This is a genomic window from Corynebacterium sp. HMSC055G02 (genome assembly GCF_001809065.1).
GTDB classification, from domain to species: domain Bacteria; phylum Actinomycetota; class Actinomycetes; order Mycobacteriales; family Mycobacteriaceae; genus Corynebacterium; species Corynebacterium jeikeium_D.
Genome location: NZ_KV795672.1, coordinates 25,379 through 40,627, shown reverse-complemented (window position 1 = coordinate 40,627; position 15,249 = coordinate 25,379). Strand labels below are relative to the sequence as shown.

The window sequence follows — 15,249 nt, the reverse complement described above, 5'->3', positions numbered from 1 at the left end:
ACGTACCCTTAGAGACATGCTCAAAGTAGGACTAACCGGTGGCATGGGCAGTGGGAAATCTACGGTCGCCCGTAGGTTTGCCGAGCTCGGTGCTGTCATCATCGACGCTGATCAGATCGCTCGCGATGTCGTCGAACCCGGGGAACCGGCGCTGGCCGAACTCGCCGAAGCTTTCGGCGAGGGCATTTTGCTTGACGACGGCTCCCTCAACCGCGGCGAACTTGCGAAGCGGGCCTTCGTATCCGCGGAGAAGACGGAGCTGCTGAACTCCATCACCCATCCGCGTATTGAGCAGCGCACCGAAGAGCAGTTCAACGCGGCAGGTGACGCCATCATTGTTTTTGACTCTCCGCTGTTGATTGAAATGGGGCAGTCGGAAGCACAGGACCTCGTCGTAGTTGTGCATACCCCGGTGGAGGTCCGTCTCGACCGTCTGGTGGAAAGCCGCGGTGTAGACCGAGAGGATGCGAAGCAGCGCATCGCTAAGCAAATCAGCGATGACAAGCGCCTGCAGTTCGCCGACGTGGTTCTGGAAAACTCAGGCACCGAGGAGGACCTCGTGCGCCAGGTCGACCGGATTTGGGAGCGGATTATTCAGCCGCTGAATCAGATTCGCCAGCTGCAGGCCGGGCAGCAAGATAATCCCGCAGCCGGATGATAGCCTCCTCAATCACCTCGGCGCGCTTGCAGAAAGCGAACCGCACCAGGTAGCGGTACTTTTCTGACTCCGGGTCATCCACAAAAGCGGTGACGGGGATGGCTGCGACGCGGCATTCCTTGACCAGCAGGGTGCAGGTCTCCAGGGCGTCGCCAAGCCCCCAGCTCGAGACATCAGCGACGACAAAATACCCTGCCTGCGGCGTGAAGACGTCGGCGCCAAGGCCCTCCAACCCATCGGCGAGGAGCCGCATGTTGCCCTCGAGCTGACCCGCCAGCTCGTCCACCCATGGGGCACATTCCTGCAGGCCACGGGCGACTGCGGGCTGAAGGGGAGTGGCGCCGACATAGCTCAAGAACTGCTTGGCCTTGACGACGCCATCGAGTAGTTCGGTCGGGGCCAGCGCCCAGCCGATCTTCCATCCGGTGACGTTGAAGGTTTTTGCGGCGCTGGACACGACAATGGTTCGCTCGCGCATGCCGGGCAGAGCGCTGATGGAAGAGTGTGACAATCCGTTGAAGTACAGGCGTTCGTAGACTTCGTCGGCAAGCACAAGTAGATTGTTTGCGATGGCGACATCGGCGATGGCCTGCAAGTCCTCGTCCGTGAGGACGGTGCCGGTGGGGTTGTGCGGCGAATTGATGATGATCATGGCCGTTTTAGCGGTGACGGCATCGGCAAGCGCGCTGCGGTCGAGCGACCAGGAGCGCGCCGTACTGGAAGCTGCGGGGATGAGCGGCACCGCGGTATATGTGCAGTTAGCCAGTGCGATGGCGGCTTTGTACGAGTCGTAGTACGGCTCGATGACGATGACGTGGCTGCCGGGTTCGAGATGCCCCAAGGCGGTGGCGGCAATCGACTCCGTGGCGCCGACCGTGACGAGGCATTCGGCGTCGGCGTCGTAGACCTGCCCCGTGCGGCGGGCGCGATCGGCGACGATGGCATCACGGAGCACCTTCATACCGCGGCCGGGGCCGTACTGGTTGTTTCCTCCAGCTATCTGATGTCGCGCCTCCGCGAGCACCTCGTCCGGCCCATCCCAATCCGGGAAGCCCTGCCCAAGATTGATTGCCTCGTGCTCGGTAGCGAGGCGGGACATGGTGGCGAAGATGGTCTCGCCGAAGGGGCGCAAGCGGGAAACTGTCATGGTTTCACTGTAGGCGGGAGTTTGCGGGCTTGTTGCGATTCCCCATCGGCGAATCGCGGCTGGCGGCCAGCAGTTGCACCGACTGCCGACCGCCACCTGGTGCGCTAGTACATGTAAATCTTCGCGTTGTTGCCGCCGGTGCACACGACAACGTCGTCTTGTGTGCTGCAGCTGAGGTCGTAGGTCTTCCCGGTCGCGGGACTCTTGGCCTTGATGTTTGGCTGCAGGTGGTCGCGGATATTGTCCTCCGAGGCGTTAAGCCCCTCGGTCTGCTGGTTGAAAACGGCCTTCGCAAAGTCGCAGCTGGTATTCGGGCCCGCCGCGATGAGGTTGAGGCCGTACCCATCGCCGTAGATGCAGGTGGTTGCCTGTTCGCCGGCCGCCATGAAGGTAGATCCCGGCGAGGGGTTGTTGTAGATTTCAGCGGTCATGTCCTGACGAAGCCGGCTCCCGTCGCCGTTGTCGCCTCTTTCGCTTGACGACGTCGACGCGCCACCAGTCTCCGCCGTCGATGTATCGCCTCCCTGGTCCGGTGCAGAACCGGTTGGGTTTGGCGTGTTGCCCGAACTCTTGTCAGACACGCCATCCTCGGTCTGAGTAACGGTAGTGGTTTCAACCGGAGCAGCAGATTCGGGCGCTGCTTCAGTTTCCTGTGTTGAGCAGGCGGTGAAAGCCAATGCGGTGGTAGCGAGGATGCCGGCCACAAGGGCTCGGTGTGAGGTTGCTTTTCGAGTGGTGGAACCTGGGCGAGTCGTAGCGGGCGTGTGGACTGGTGTGCGGCGCGAAGTGTTCATAGGCGCCAGGCTAGTTGCTGTTCGGTCAGTTTTCATTACAAAATAAATAACAATTTGGCAAGTGGATGGCTGTTTATCTCGCGATATCGGCTGTTTATCGCTGCTTATTGGCGTAGCCAACCGTTGGATTCCATTCCCAAACTTTCTGACAGGCAGGCCATCCTGGTTTATAGTCCACGCGGGGACGGCGCTTTTGCACCCATCGAATTGCCTGCTCGATTTCGTCGAGGACACTGTCGAGATTCCAATTGATGCATGAGTCTGTGAACCGCAGGACTATCCAGCCGTGCAGCGTGCCGGAGTTGGCCTTCCAGCGATCTGCGATGAACGAGTCCTCGTTAGCGTGGTACGTCTCTGAGTCGACTTCGATAGCTATTTTCCACTGGTCAAGCAGGATGTCGAAGCAGTAGGGGCCGATGTACTGGTTCATTCGGATGCGGTACCCGCGCTTGATTAGTGGACGGGCCAGCTTGCGCTCGAGTTCGCTGCATGAGCCGATTGGCGTGGTGGCGATGGTTTCACGCAGCCAGGCGGGAACTTTCCGCATCCGGCTGAGGTCGTGGTTGAGTCGCTTCTCGCCGTCCCGGCCGGCGTAGTGTGTTTCCAGGATTCTGCGTGCATAGTCTTTTGAAGCTCGTGCTGCCCAGAGTGCTTCGACAACTGGGAGGCCATTGATGCTGGTGTAGGACGGTAGGCGGCTGTGCCTAATGGAGAAGGTCTCGGCCTGAACTGATCCCGCGCCTTCTGCCTGGATAGGAAGTGTCAGGGGAAGTCTCAAGTGGATTTGAGCTGCGCTTTTACCGGTTAGCGCAATGCTTTTGTAATGCCCCGTGATTGCTCGGGCGACTGAGGCGGGAGAGTGGTCGTCAATGTAGAGGCCACGTACCAATTTAATTAGCCTGCCTTGTTGTAGGAGGGCTCTGGTCTTTTTCTCTCCGATGCCGAGTGCACGCAACTCGGCCGTGGTGAAACTTCCCATGGTCGGGACTCTAAGCTTTTTCGGCCCAGGGGATTTTCTGTGAGAGAGGCTCCACGTCCAATCTGTGGACAACTTTCAGGGTGTGGATAACCCAGGCCTCCCGCAGCCTTGCAGCCTTGCAGCCTCGCAGCCGCAGCCGCGGACCATCGATAAGACGGCTTGCGCTTCACCAGGAGTCAGTCCATGCGCACTAAGGGCCAGCTGGTGAAGCGGAACCCGCCTTTGCTGGCCTGGCACCGACTTTATGCCAGCCTTGTCCAAATCTGTACCGATTTTAATGTTGGTCCGGAACTCGACAGCCGCTCCTAGGCTCTGGACCCTAGCCCTGGACAGCCCAAAGCCCCAGGAAGTAACGTAACCAGCCGCTTTCAAGACAGCCTTCGCTACGCTGGGAACTATGGCATTTGCAGCAGAGCAACCCGTCCTCGCACACTCGGAGTTCCGTCCCGTCGGTGAAGTCGAGCGCGCTGAGGGAACCTTCGAGGTCATCAGCGAGTTCGAGCCCTCGGGCGACCAGCCGCAGGCAATCGCGGAACTGTCGGAGCGCCTAGATAGAGGCGAGCGCGAGGTAGTCCTGATGGGTGCCACGGGCACCGGTAAGTCAGCCACCGCAGCGTGGTTGATCGAAAAGGTGCAGCGGCCAACCCTCGTCATGGCACCGAACAAGACGCTTGCGGCCCAGCTGGCCAATGAGCTCCGCAGCCTGCTGCCAAACAACGCGGTCGAGTACTTCGTTTCGTACTACGACTACTACCAACCCGAGGCCTACATCGCGCAGACCGATACCTATATTGAAAAGGATTCCTCCATCAACGAGGACGTGGAGCGCCTGCGCCACTCGGCTACTTCAGCGCTGCTGTCGCGTCGCGACGTAGTCGTCGTCAGCTCTGTTTCTTGCATCTATGGCCTGGGTACCCCGCAGTCATACCTCGACCGTTCGGTGTGGCTGAAGGAGGGCGAGGAAGTCGACCGCGACCAGTTCCTGCGCCTTTTGGTGGACATTCAGTACGCCCGCAATGACATTGCCTTTACCCGCGGCACCTTCCGAGTAAAAGGTGACGTGGTCGATATCATCCCGGCCTACGAAGAAAAGGCCGTGCGGGTGGAGTTCTTCGGCGACGAGATTGATTCGCTGTACTACCTCAATCCAGTCACAGGCGACGTCATCGACCAAGTCCCTGAGCTGCGCATCTTCCCAGCTACGCACTACGTCGCAGGCCCGGAGCGGATGGAACGGGCCGTCGCGGACATCAAGGCCGAACTCGCCGAACGCCTGGCGGATCTGGAAAACCGGGGCAAGTTGCTGGAAGCACAGCGTCTGCGCATGCGCACGGAGTACGACCTCGAAATGATTGAACAGGTCGGCTTCTGCTCCGGCATTGAGAACTACTCGCGCCACATCGATGGTCGCGCGCCGGGCTCGGCCCCCGCGACGCTCATTGACTATTTCCCGGAGGACTTCCTCACCATCATCGATGAGTCGCACGTCACCGTGCCGCAGATTGGCGGCATGTTCGAGGGCGATGCCTCCCGTAAGCGCAACCTCGTCGACTTCGGTTTCCGCCTCCCATCGGCGTTGGATAACCGCCCGCTGACGTTCGACGAATTCGATGCCCGCGTGGGCCAGGTCGTGTTCATGTCCGCAACGCCGGGTGACTATGAGCTCGAAAAGACCGGTGGCGAGTATGTGGAGCAGGTTATTCGTCCGACTGGGCTGGTGGACCCCAAGATCGTCGTTAAGCCTACTGAGGGGCAGATCGATGATTTGATCGGCGAGATCCGAAAGCGCACCGAGCGTGACGAGCGCGTTCTCGTCACAACCCTGACGAAGAAGATGGCGGAGGATCTGACCGACTACCTGCTCGAAAATGGCGTGCAGGTGCGGTACATGCATTCGGATGTGGATACGCTCAAACGCGTTGAGCTGCTGCGGCAGTTGCGTCTCGGCGAGTACGACGTGCTGGTCGGTATTAACCTGCTGCGCGAGGGGCTGGACTTGCCCGAGGTTTCGCTGGTGGCAATCCTCGACGCCGACAAGGAGGGGTTCCTGCGTTCGGAGCGCTCGTTGATTCAGACGATTGGTCGTGCCGCGCGAAACGTCTCCGGCGAGGTGCACATGTACGCCGACAAGATCACCGATTCCATGCGGTTCGCCATCGACGAGACGGAGCGCCGCCGCGAAAAGCAGATTGCTTACAACACTGAGCATGGCATCGATCCGCAGCCGCTGCGCAAGAAGATCGCGGACATTCTGGATCAGGTCTACGACAACGCTGACACCGATTACGAAGGCAAGACCGGTGCGGCCGCTGATGCGCTGCTCTCGCGTGCCGACGGCTCGGGCGCGGCCGATGGTGCCAGCGGTAAGCAGATGCCGAGGGCGGAGCTCGAGGCGCTTATCGCGGACCTGTCGGAGCAGATGGCCGCGGCTGCGCGAGAGTTGAAGTTCGAGCTCGCGGGGCGCTTGCGCGATGAGATTTTCGACCTCAAGAAGGAACTTAAGGGGATGATTGAGGCCGGTGTCGAGTAGTTTTTTGCTACTGTTGTGGGAAGTAAAACAGTGTATTCGCGAAAGTGGCTCTGGCCAGTGGGTTCGGGGCAACGACGGCGTTACGCACGATGAACTGTTTTAATGCAACTTCCACAGTGAGGGATAGTTTTCATGAGTGATTACAAGACCATTGTTGTCGGCACGGATGGTTCTAAGTCGTCGCTGCTCGCAGTAGAGCGCGCTGCCTCGATTGCCGCGGCTTTCGATGCCACCCTGGTTATCGGCTGCGCTTACTACGAGACTGCAGAGGATGCGTCCAAGACCCTGCGCCAGGATTCGGTTCAGGTCCTCGGTGATGACCCGGCTCAGAAGAACCTGGCTGCTGCTAAGGAGGCCGCAGAGGCCGTCGGCGCTACCAAGGTTGAGACCGAGGTTCGTTCCGGCTCCCCGGTTGAGGCTCTGATGTCTCTGGTCACTGACCGTCGCGCTGACCTGCTGGTGGTTGGCAACCGCGGTATTAACTCGCTGACTGGTCGTCTGCTGGGCTCCGTGCCGGCTGATGTTGCTCGTCAGTCGGACTGTGACGTCATGATTGTTCACACTGTGAGCTAACAAAACGGTGAGCTAGTAGTTTAGCTTTCGCTTTAAACCGGCATCTCTTAGTTGAGGTGCCGGTTTTTCTATTGCCGGCCGGTGATAATCCCTTCTTCAACTACAAAAGGCCAGCTAATTCCGTTTCTGGTTAAGACCTGGTTGCGAAGGGATTCAGGAAGAATTTCGGTGCGGCTGCCGTAGCCCATGAGGTACTCGTCAAAAGCGGGCAGTCGAAGCGTCAGTGAAAGCGCGGCTTCAAGCTCGGCTTCAGTTACGTTCTGCTGCCATGTCGGCATGAAGTACTCATTTTGCGCGAGATTTTCGCCGATGAATTCTGTGCCAGTTGGCGCGTCCGGAGAGGCAGAGGAATCGAGGGAGAAAGGAACTATTAAGTGATCGATAAGCTTAAGGGCCTTTTTCGCTTGAGTTTTCGTCAGCCCCAGCCACCACGCGAAGTCAGCTACACAGATAGGTCCGCGGGAATTAACATAGCGCCAGGCAATGTCGGCCAGCGTGGATTCAGCTGAGTGTTCTGTGCTGGAGCCCTCTGTGGTATTTGCTGAGAGGCCGTCTTTGGACGTTACGTCGGCAAGCAGGACGAAGGTACCTTCGGATCCTTTTCGTGGCCCTTGGACGACAGCGCCTTCGCCGCCGAATGTGCGCAGTAGGTGAGGACCTCTTTGTTCCGTGGGGTCTATTCCATGATCTGCGAAAACCTCATAGGCTTCAGTCCGAGTCAGCGGGTCGGACAGGCCACGTGAGCGCAATTCGGAATGAAATGCTGCCCTTGCGGTCTGCACATCATCTTGAGAAAGCCCGAGTGTCGTACGACGTCTTGCTGCTGCCTTTTCGATGCGCGGATTCGTCAACCTCATAATTGCTCGCGCGTCTTGCGCTGAAACAAAGTGCAGGGTGCCTCGTTGCGACCAACAGCGAACGATGTCGTAAGAAGAAATGGCTGCTAAAACATCGTCGGTGGTGCTGCCACTGCGCAAGGCGATGGCATCAACACCGTTCGAATAATTCTGTCCTTGCAGAGCAACCATGCCATGCGTTGCTGATAATGCAGGCGACTTGAGGTTTGTATTCCAATCGCTGCGTGCTTGACTTGCAGCTAACCCCTGGGCAATGAGACGGCGTGCGCGAAGTTCAGCTAGCTGAGGTAGATAGTTTTGGGACATTATGTCTCACTCATTCTGTACGGCACTATCCTCGTCATTCTAACCACTGCAGCTCCGGCAAAACGCCTGACTGCTGAGGCGCCACAACAATTAGCCCCTGGGTCGCACGAGTCAGTGCAACGTACAGGTCCTGTAGCCCCTGTGGGGATTGCGCCACAATCTGGTCGGGCGCAACGACGATGACCTCGTCGAATTCCAGGCCTTTTGAGGTCGTGATGTCGTAGACCGCGCAGTTGGTGAGTTTGCTGGGGCGAGTAGCAGGTGCGTCATCGGCGGCACTAGCCCCGCCAGCACCATCAGGGTCACCATCTCCATCAGCTCCACCACCGAGAAAATCCCGCACCTCCGCGCGCGTGGCTTCGAGCAACTCGGCGGGCGCGATCACAGCGACCAGGCGGTCCGGCTGCGCAACCTGCTCCACATGCGCCAGAGCCTCCGTCACGGTGCGAGCCTGGACAGGCTTGCGGCCGGTCGCGCGGATCGACTGCGGTGCCTCCAGCTCCGGATCAATCTCGGCCAGGACGCTGGCGGCGACCTCCATCACCTCAGCTGGGGTGCGGTAGTTGACGGTCAGCTCGTGGAGATGCCACCTCGAGCCGATGATGGGTTCCAGCACATCATCCCAGGTCGCGGCACCTGCGGGGGAGCCCGTCTGGGCCACGTCGCCGACGAGGGTCATCCAGCCGTTGGGGCTGCGGCGGCGCAGCATTCGCCAGGCCATCGCGGAGAGTTCCTGAGCCTCGTCGACGATGACATGGCCGTAGGCCCACAGGCGATCCGCCGCCGCCCGCTCGGCGGTGGATCGCAGGTCGCGCTCACGGTGGCGTTCGGCCAGTGCCTCGGCATCGATGACGTCATACGCTGACAAGATCTCGGCCTCGAAGCCGTCGTCAAGATCCTGGGACGCAGAACTGGACAGGGTATCCAACGCGCCCTGCGCTTCCTCGACGCGGGCCTGCCAATCCTCTTCATCGGCCTCCGCGTCACCAACTGGGCCGAGGAGTTCCGCCAGCTCGTCGAGAAGCGGGGCGTCGGAAGGCATCCAGTCGGTGCCTTCCGGCCGGTAGAGAGCCTCGCGCGTCAGCTCGTCGTAATCGGTGGCGGCGTAGTCGATGGCCTCGCGAGAGCTCAGCAGCTCCGACAGCACCCGCTCGGGCGTAAGCGCAGGCCACAGCTCATCGAGGATGTCGGCAACTGCTCCGGATTCGTCGATTTCGTCGCGTAGATCGGCAATGTCGGTCACGGACAGGAGGTTTTCGCCGCCCAGCGGATCGGCACCGATGACCTCGGCCATCTGTGCGGCCAGCAGTTCCACCACGTGATCGCGGAAAATCGGGCGAGCCAGATTGTGGGGTTTACGAGTCCTCCGCGCACGCGTCCGCGCGGCTTTCACCATCTCCGGCGTGATGGTCAGAGTGATGTTGTCGTTCCGGACCTCAAGAGGTTCCGCGGGCAGCTCCTGGTAGGCCCGCACGGCCTCACGCAGGATCGTGAGCATCTCAATCGAGCCCTTAACTTCCTGCGCAACCAAGGGTTCGGGGTTGTGTCCGTCGATAAGCGCGTCGGAACCGCGCACGCCGGGGTAGAGATCGGCGATGGTGGTCAGCACCACGCCCGTTTCGCCGAGGCTCGGCAGCACGCGGGAGATGTAGTCGAGGAAGGTTGTGTTCGGGCCGATGATGAGGACACCGGTTTTCGCCAGCTGATCGCGGTAGGTGTAGAGAAGCCATGCGACGCGATGCAGCGCCACCGCCGTCTTGCCCGTGCCGGGGCCGCCCTGGACGACCAGAGTGCCGCGGGTGGAGTCGCGGATGATGAGGTCCTGCTCGCGCTGAATGGTCTCCACAATGCCGCGCATATGGCCGGTGCGCGCTTGATTCATGACCTCCCGCAGCACCGATTCGCCACCGACGCCCGCTTCAACTTCGGTCTCGTGTGCGCTGTCGGCTTCCTCGCCGGAGAGCCATTCGTCGTCAATGCTGCGGACCTTCCGGCCGTGCGTGCGCAGGTGTCGGCGCAGGCTGACTCCCTCGGGATGCGCGGTCGTGGCCAGGTAAAACGGGCGCGCGCCGTCGGCACGCCAATCCATGATGACCGTGCGGTAGTCGTCGTTTTCATCGGACAGGCCGATTCGCCCGATGTATCGCTTATCGACGGTCGCCCCCGGCCCTTCCTCTGCCAAAGGATTGTCGGGATCTGTGTCATCGATATCGATTCGACCAAAGACCAGGCCGATCTCGGCTGAGCGGTAGCGGTCCAGATTAGCCTGTAGTCGGTGGTATTCCACCTCGCGTTCAACGCGGGCTTGCGGGTCTGGGTCGTCGATGAGCATGACCTGGCGCAGGTACTCTTGGTCGCGCTCGCGTGCCCGGTCGAGGAAGCTGAACGCACGGTCGACGTAGGCCTGTTCGGCAGCAAGGATGCTTTCTTCTTCTCGCTGTGGTGCTGAACTTGCCTGGTCCGGCAGACCTGCCTGGCCAGTGTGGCCAATGCGGCCTGTCTGGTCCTGCCCGGGCTCGGATGCGCGCGACGCCAACCTGGTCTCCTCAACGAATCGCAAAATTAGTGCTAACTGATGTGCTGAATGAATATAAAAATATGAAAACGCTCCCGCACGCGTAGTGGCGTGGGGAGCGTTTAAGTATACCGCTTTAACTGCGGCAGCAAACTTACTGCAGGCGCTTCTGCGCCTTCTTTGCGGACTTCTTGGCCTCCTTGGAAGCCTTGGCTGCGCGCTTGCGCAGTTCCTTGCGCTGCTTGCGAGTGTCCTTCTTGAGATCCTTGCCCAGGTCCTCGGCATAGTCGCGCGCTTCCTCAGCGAGCTCGGTGGCCTTGGCAATCCAGTCGTCCTTGTTGTCCTCGACGTAGCTCTTAGCGGTGTCGAAGGCGTCGGTGAGCTGCTCGCGCCAGCCGTCCTTGTTGTCCTCGACGTATTCACGAGCGCCATCGGTGGCCTCAGAAGCGCGGTCGCGGAGCAGGCCGGCCTTTTCGCGGACGTTCTCGCCGGCGGAAGCGAAGGCTGCGCTGATTTCCTCAGTGCGCTGCTCGGTTTCAGACTTGGTCGGCAGGGCAGCCTGAACCTTCTTGTTCAGCTGCTTGCCTGCCTTCTCAGCGCGCCAAGCGACACCCGGCTTGCCGTCGGTGTCAGCAGTAGCCAGGAAGAGGCCGCCCAGCAAACCGATGTCGGTCAGGAAACCAGTGCGGCGAGCCGCCTTCTCCTTCGAATCCTGGGTTTCCCAGAATGCGTGGCGAGCGAGCATCGTCGGAACTTGTGCAGCGACCAGAGCGGTGGCGGACAGGCGTGGGGCCTTACCCAGAGCGTAGAGGGAACCCGCAGCAACCTTGGTGCCAGCGACGACCTGGACAACCAGCTTCTCGCTATTTGGCACGTACTTGTTGTACTGGTTCGGGGTTACGGAGCGGACGCGGGCAATCAGGTCGCGTGCGCCCTCTTCATGATCCTTCTGGTTCATCAGCGTGTCGACACCGTCGGCAACGAAAACCGAGGCCAGCATTGGTCGGGCAAACTTGCGAATCATCTAAATTCCATCTCCTTTGTCGTCCAGGTGAAACCGTGTTTTTGGCCATCTGGTCGCTGTAATTCACTATTAATCCTACGCAGCCCGGCCTATTTATGTCGCGGGAATGACAAGTTTTTCAGAAGCTGCGGCACCATCCAGCACTACCAGCCGCGCTCATCCAGCACTACCAACCACGCTCGCGCCAGTTCTCCACCTCGGGGCTCTCGACTCCGATCGTGGTGTCCTTGCCGTGGCCGGGGTGAATCACCGAGTCGGCGGGGTAGACGTGGAAGACACGGCTCTCGACATCGTCGATAAGCTGCGAAAAATCCTCGGGCGAGTACGTTTTACCGACGCCGCCGGGGAAGATGCTGTCACCGACGAAGAGGTGGTGTGACGGGGTGTCGTCGGAAAGCGCGCCGGTTTCCTTGGCGGACAGGTCGAGACAGAGGCCGCCTTTGGTGTGCCCGCGCAGGATGAACATGGGAAGCGTGATGCCCTGGCCGAAAGTAATGGTCTCGCCGCCGTCGAGTTGCTGGTCGGCGGGTTCGGGAATGTCTGCAGCGTCGAGGCTTGACGTGATGTGGCGGGCAGGGAATGCCTGCAGGAGCTCGCCGAGCGCCTGGACGTGATCGCCGTGGGAGTGCGTGGTGACAATCGTGCGCACCTGCGCGCCGACGTGCTCAACCAGGCGGATTAGGTGCTCGGCGTCGGTGGCGGCGTCGATAAGTAGAGAACTGTCGGGCTCGCGGGAGTCGACCAAAAGGTAGACGTTGTTGTCCATCGGTCCGACGGAGGTCTTATAAATAGTGACATTGCCGTAGTCAATGCGCTCAACGCCGCGCGTGCTCGGCGAGTTGGAGTAGGGGCTGATTGTAATGTCGTCGTTCATGCGCCCCAGGGTAATGAGGTGTCCGTCGGCGCGCTAGGAGCGCAACGTAACCACGAGTCTCTGAACACATGTGCGAAAAATTGGTTATGGGCTGTAGACTAGTCGGCAGTGAATCGTCGACGAATTGAGGTTTCCCACTGTGGCTGAACGTCTAGTGGTCAGAGGCGCCCGCGAGCATAACCTGCAGGGTGTTGACATCGATTTGCCCAGAGACAAGATGGTGGTTTTCACCGGTCTGTCGGGGTCGGGTAAATCGTCACTGGCATTTGACACAATTTTCGCCGAGGGCCAGCGCCGTTACGTGGAGTCGCTGAGCTCCTATGCGCGCATGTTCCTGGGGCAGATGGAAAAGCCCGATGTAGAGATGATTGAGGGGCTCTCGCCGGCGGTGTCGATCGACCAGAAGTCGACGAACCGCAACCCGCGCTCGACCGTCGGAACCATCACTGAAGTGTATGACTACCTGCGTCTTCTCTACGCGCGCACCGGTACTCCGCACTGTCCGACCTGTGGGGAAGTAATCTCCTCACAGACTCCACAGCAGATCGTCGATCAGGTCATGGAAATGCCGGAGGGCACCAAATTCCAGGTCCTCGCACCCGTCGTGCGCACGCGCAAGGGTGAATTCGTCGACCTATTTGAACGCCTCGCATCTGAGGGCTACGCGCGTGTCATCGTCGACGGCGAAATGCATCGCCTAACGGATCCGCCGAAGCTGAAGAAGCAGGTCAAGCATGACATTGACGTGGTTATTGACCGCCTCCAGGTGAAGGAGTCGCAGCAGCGCAGGCTCACCGATTCCGTCGAAACGGCGCTTCTGCTTGCCGACGGCGTCGTGGTCATCGACGCAGTCGGGCTAGAGGCAGATGACCCGCGTCGTACCCAGCGATTCTCGGAAAAGATGGCCTGCCCGAATGGGCACCGCATTGCTATCGATGAGCTGGAACCACGGTCGTTTTCCTTTAACTCGCCGTACGGTGCCTGCCCGGAGTGCGACGGCATTGGCACCAAGCTGGAGGTGGACACGGACCTGGTCATTCCAGATCCGTCACTGCCGACGATCGAGGCTATTGCGCCGTGGCGACAGACGCTGAACAAGAAGTACTTTGAAAAGTTGGTCGAAGGGCTCGCTACCGAGATGAGCTTCGACCCGACCACGCCTTTCGAAGATCTCACAGCGCCGCAGCGCAAGGCCCTGCTGCATGGTTCCAGCCACAAGGTCACGGTGCGGTACCGAAATCGCTACGGCCGTACTCGCCAGTACACCGCACCGTTTGAAGGCGTGATGCCGTACCTGCACCGCAAGCTGTCGCAGGCAGAGAGTGACTCTCAGAAGGATCGCTTCCAGGGGTACATGCGTGAGGTGCCGTGCCCGGCATGTAGCGGTACTCGTTTGCGTCCGGAGATTCTTTCGGTGACGTTGGATTCGGCGGAGTTCGGGCAGAAGAATATTGCCGAGCTGACAGAGCTATCGGTTCACGATGGCTCGGCATTCCTGAATTCGCTGACTCTGGGCAAGCGCGAGGAAATGATTGCCGGGCGTGTTCTGCGTGAGGTGCAGGCTCGTCTGAAATTCCTGCTTGACGTTGGCCTGGATTATCTGTCCCTGTCTCGTTCGGCAGGCACGCTGTCCGGTGGTGAAGCGCAGCGAATTCGTCTGGCCACACAGATTGGTTCGGGGCTCGCTGGCGTGCTCTACGTCTTGGATGAGCCCTCGATTGGTCTTCACCAGCGTGATAACAACCGTCTAATCAAGACTCTGAAAAACCTGCGCGACCTGGGCAATACCCTGATTGTGGTCGAGCATGATGAGGACACGATTCGCGAGGCCGATTGGCTGGTCGACATTGGGCCAAAGGCCGGTGAATACGGTGGACAAATCGTCTACCAGGGTGAACCGTCTGGCATCGTTGACTGCGAGGAATCACTGACAGGTGCGTATCTCTCGGGTCGTCGGGTATTGGCGGTGCCGGAGAACCGTCGTGCGATTGATAAGTCGCGCATGGTGACGGTCAAGGGCGCTCGCGAAAACAACCTGAAGAAGATTGACGTGAAGTTCCCCCTCGGCGTGTTGACCTGCGTTACGGGTGTTTCCGGGTCCGGCAAGTCCACCTTGGTCAACGAAATCCTGGCCAAGGTGATGAGCAACGAGCTCAACGGTGCTCGTCAGGTGCCGGGTCGACACAGCCGCGTGGAGGGGTTGGATCAGCTGGACAAGCTGGTGCAAGTTGATCAGTCGCCGATTGGTCGCACCCCGCGTTCCAACCCAGCGACGTACACCGGTGTGTTCGACAAGATCCGCAACCTCTTCGCCGAGACGCAAGAGGCCAAGGTTCGTGGCTATAAGCCCGGTCGATTCAGCTTCAACGTCAAGGGCGGCCGCTGTGAGGCGTGTAAGGGCGACGGCACCATCAAGATTGAGATGAACTTCCTGCCGGACGTCTATGTGCCTTGCGAGGTTTGCCACGGCGCGCGCTACAACCGCGAAACGCTGGAGGTTCGTTACAAGGGCAAGACCATCGCTGAGGTTCTGGACATGCCCATCTCCGAGGCAGCGGAGTTCTTCGAGCCGATTCAGTCGATTGCGCGTTATCTCAATACGCTTGTCGACGTCGGCCTGGGCTATGTCCGTCTCGGGCAGGCGGCAACCACGCTCTCGGGTGGTGAGGCTCAGCGCGTGAAGTTGGCCAGTGAGCTGCAGAAGCGCTCCAATGGCCGGACGGTCTACATCTTGGATGAGCCGACCACGGGGCTGCATTTTGAGGACATCCGCAAGCTCATGTTGGTGTTGCAGGGCCTGGTGGACAAGGGCAACACCGTCATTGTCATTGAGCACAATTTGGATGTCATCAAGTCTGCGGATTGGATCATCGACATGGGGCCGGAAGGCGGCTCCGGCGGTGGCACCGTGGTTGTAGAGGGCACGCCGGAGGATGTCGCGAACTGTTCCGGCTCCCACACCGGGCAGTACCTGAAGCCGCTGCTTAAGTAG

General features: G+C 60.0%; 11 protein-coding genes. 4 read left to right on the top strand and 7 right to left on the bottom strand.

Annotated features, from left to right (window positions below):
* Positions 1-16: 16 nt before the first annotated feature.
* The gene (gene coaE, locus HMPREF2547_RS08820; protein WP_069359775.1) at positions 17-658 is read left to right on the top strand and encodes a dephospho-CoA kinase; all 642 of its coding nucleotides are present in this window, start codon (positions 17-19) and stop codon (positions 656-658) included.
* Here the strand turns inward: coaE and HMPREF2547_RS08815 are convergent.
* The 3 genes from HMPREF2547_RS08815 to HMPREF2547_RS08805 form a co-directional block, all read right to left on the bottom strand.
* Positions 591-1,805: an aminotransferase class I/II-fold pyridoxal phosphate-dependent enzyme gene (locus HMPREF2547_RS08815; protein WP_070605594.1), complete on the bottom strand. Its 1,215-nt coding sequence runs from the start codon at positions 1,803-1,805 to the stop codon at positions 591-593. The genes coaE and HMPREF2547_RS08815 overlap by 68 nt on opposite strands.
* Before the next feature lie 104 nt (positions 1,806-1,909).
* On the bottom strand, positions 1,910-2,599 hold the full coding sequence (locus HMPREF2547_RS08810) for a hypothetical protein (protein WP_240593373.1): 690 nt from the start codon (positions 2,597-2,599) through the stop codon (positions 1,910-1,912).
* A gap of 94 nt (positions 2,600-2,693) precedes the next feature.
* The gene (locus HMPREF2547_RS08805) at positions 2,694-3,578 is read right to left on the bottom strand and encodes a DUF559 domain-containing protein (protein ID WP_049193954.1); all 885 of its coding nucleotides are present in this window, start codon (positions 3,576-3,578) and stop codon (positions 2,694-2,696) included.
* A gap of 397 nt (positions 3,579-3,975) precedes the next feature.
* Here HMPREF2547_RS08805 and uvrB point away from each other — a divergent pair, with 397 nt between their 5' ends.
* Positions 3,976-6,108: an excinuclease ABC subunit UvrB gene (uvrB, locus tag HMPREF2547_RS08800; protein ID WP_070605592.1), complete on the top strand. Its 2,133-nt coding sequence runs from the start codon at positions 3,976-3,978 to the stop codon at positions 6,106-6,108.
* 132 nt (positions 6,109-6,240) lie between these two features.
* A complete protein-coding gene (locus HMPREF2547_RS08795; protein WP_005511992.1) occupies positions 6,241-6,681 on the top strand; it encodes a universal stress protein in 441 nt (146 codons plus the stop codon).
* 68 nt (positions 6,682-6,749) lie between these two features.
* Here HMPREF2547_RS08795 and HMPREF2547_RS08790 read toward each other — a convergent pair whose 3' ends face one another.
* The 4 genes from HMPREF2547_RS08790 to HMPREF2547_RS08775 all read right to left on the bottom strand — a co-directional run bounded on the left by HMPREF2547_RS08790 (position 6,750) and on the right by HMPREF2547_RS08775 (position 12,257).
* Positions 6,750-7,844, bottom strand: a complete 1,095-nt coding sequence (locus HMPREF2547_RS08790) for a DNA glycosylase AlkZ-like family protein (protein ID WP_070605590.1) — start codon at positions 7,842-7,844, stop codon at positions 6,750-6,752.
* Between the two features lie 34 nt (positions 7,845-7,878).
* Positions 7,879-10,380, bottom strand: coding sequence for a HelD family protein (locus HMPREF2547_RS08785; RefSeq protein ID WP_070605588.1), 2,502 nt, complete (start codon positions 10,378-10,380; stop codon positions 7,879-7,881).
* A gap of 133 nt (positions 10,381-10,513) precedes the next feature.
* Complete coding sequence (locus HMPREF2547_RS08780) at positions 10,514-11,383, bottom strand: DoxX family protein (RefSeq protein WP_070605585.1); 870 nt, start codon at positions 11,381-11,383, stop codon at positions 10,514-10,516.
* A 166-nt stretch (positions 11,384-11,549) separates the two neighbouring features.
* A complete protein-coding gene (locus tag HMPREF2547_RS08775; protein ID WP_070605583.1) occupies positions 11,550-12,257 on the bottom strand; it encodes an MBL fold metallo-hydrolase in 708 nt (235 codons plus the stop codon).
* A 139-nt stretch (positions 12,258-12,396) separates the two neighbouring features.
* On the opposite strand from HMPREF2547_RS08775, the gene uvrA reads away from it, so the two are divergent.
* On the top strand, positions 12,397-15,249 hold the full coding sequence (gene uvrA, locus HMPREF2547_RS08770; RefSeq protein WP_070605580.1) for an excinuclease ABC subunit UvrA: 2,853 nt from the start codon (positions 12,397-12,399) through the stop codon (positions 15,247-15,249).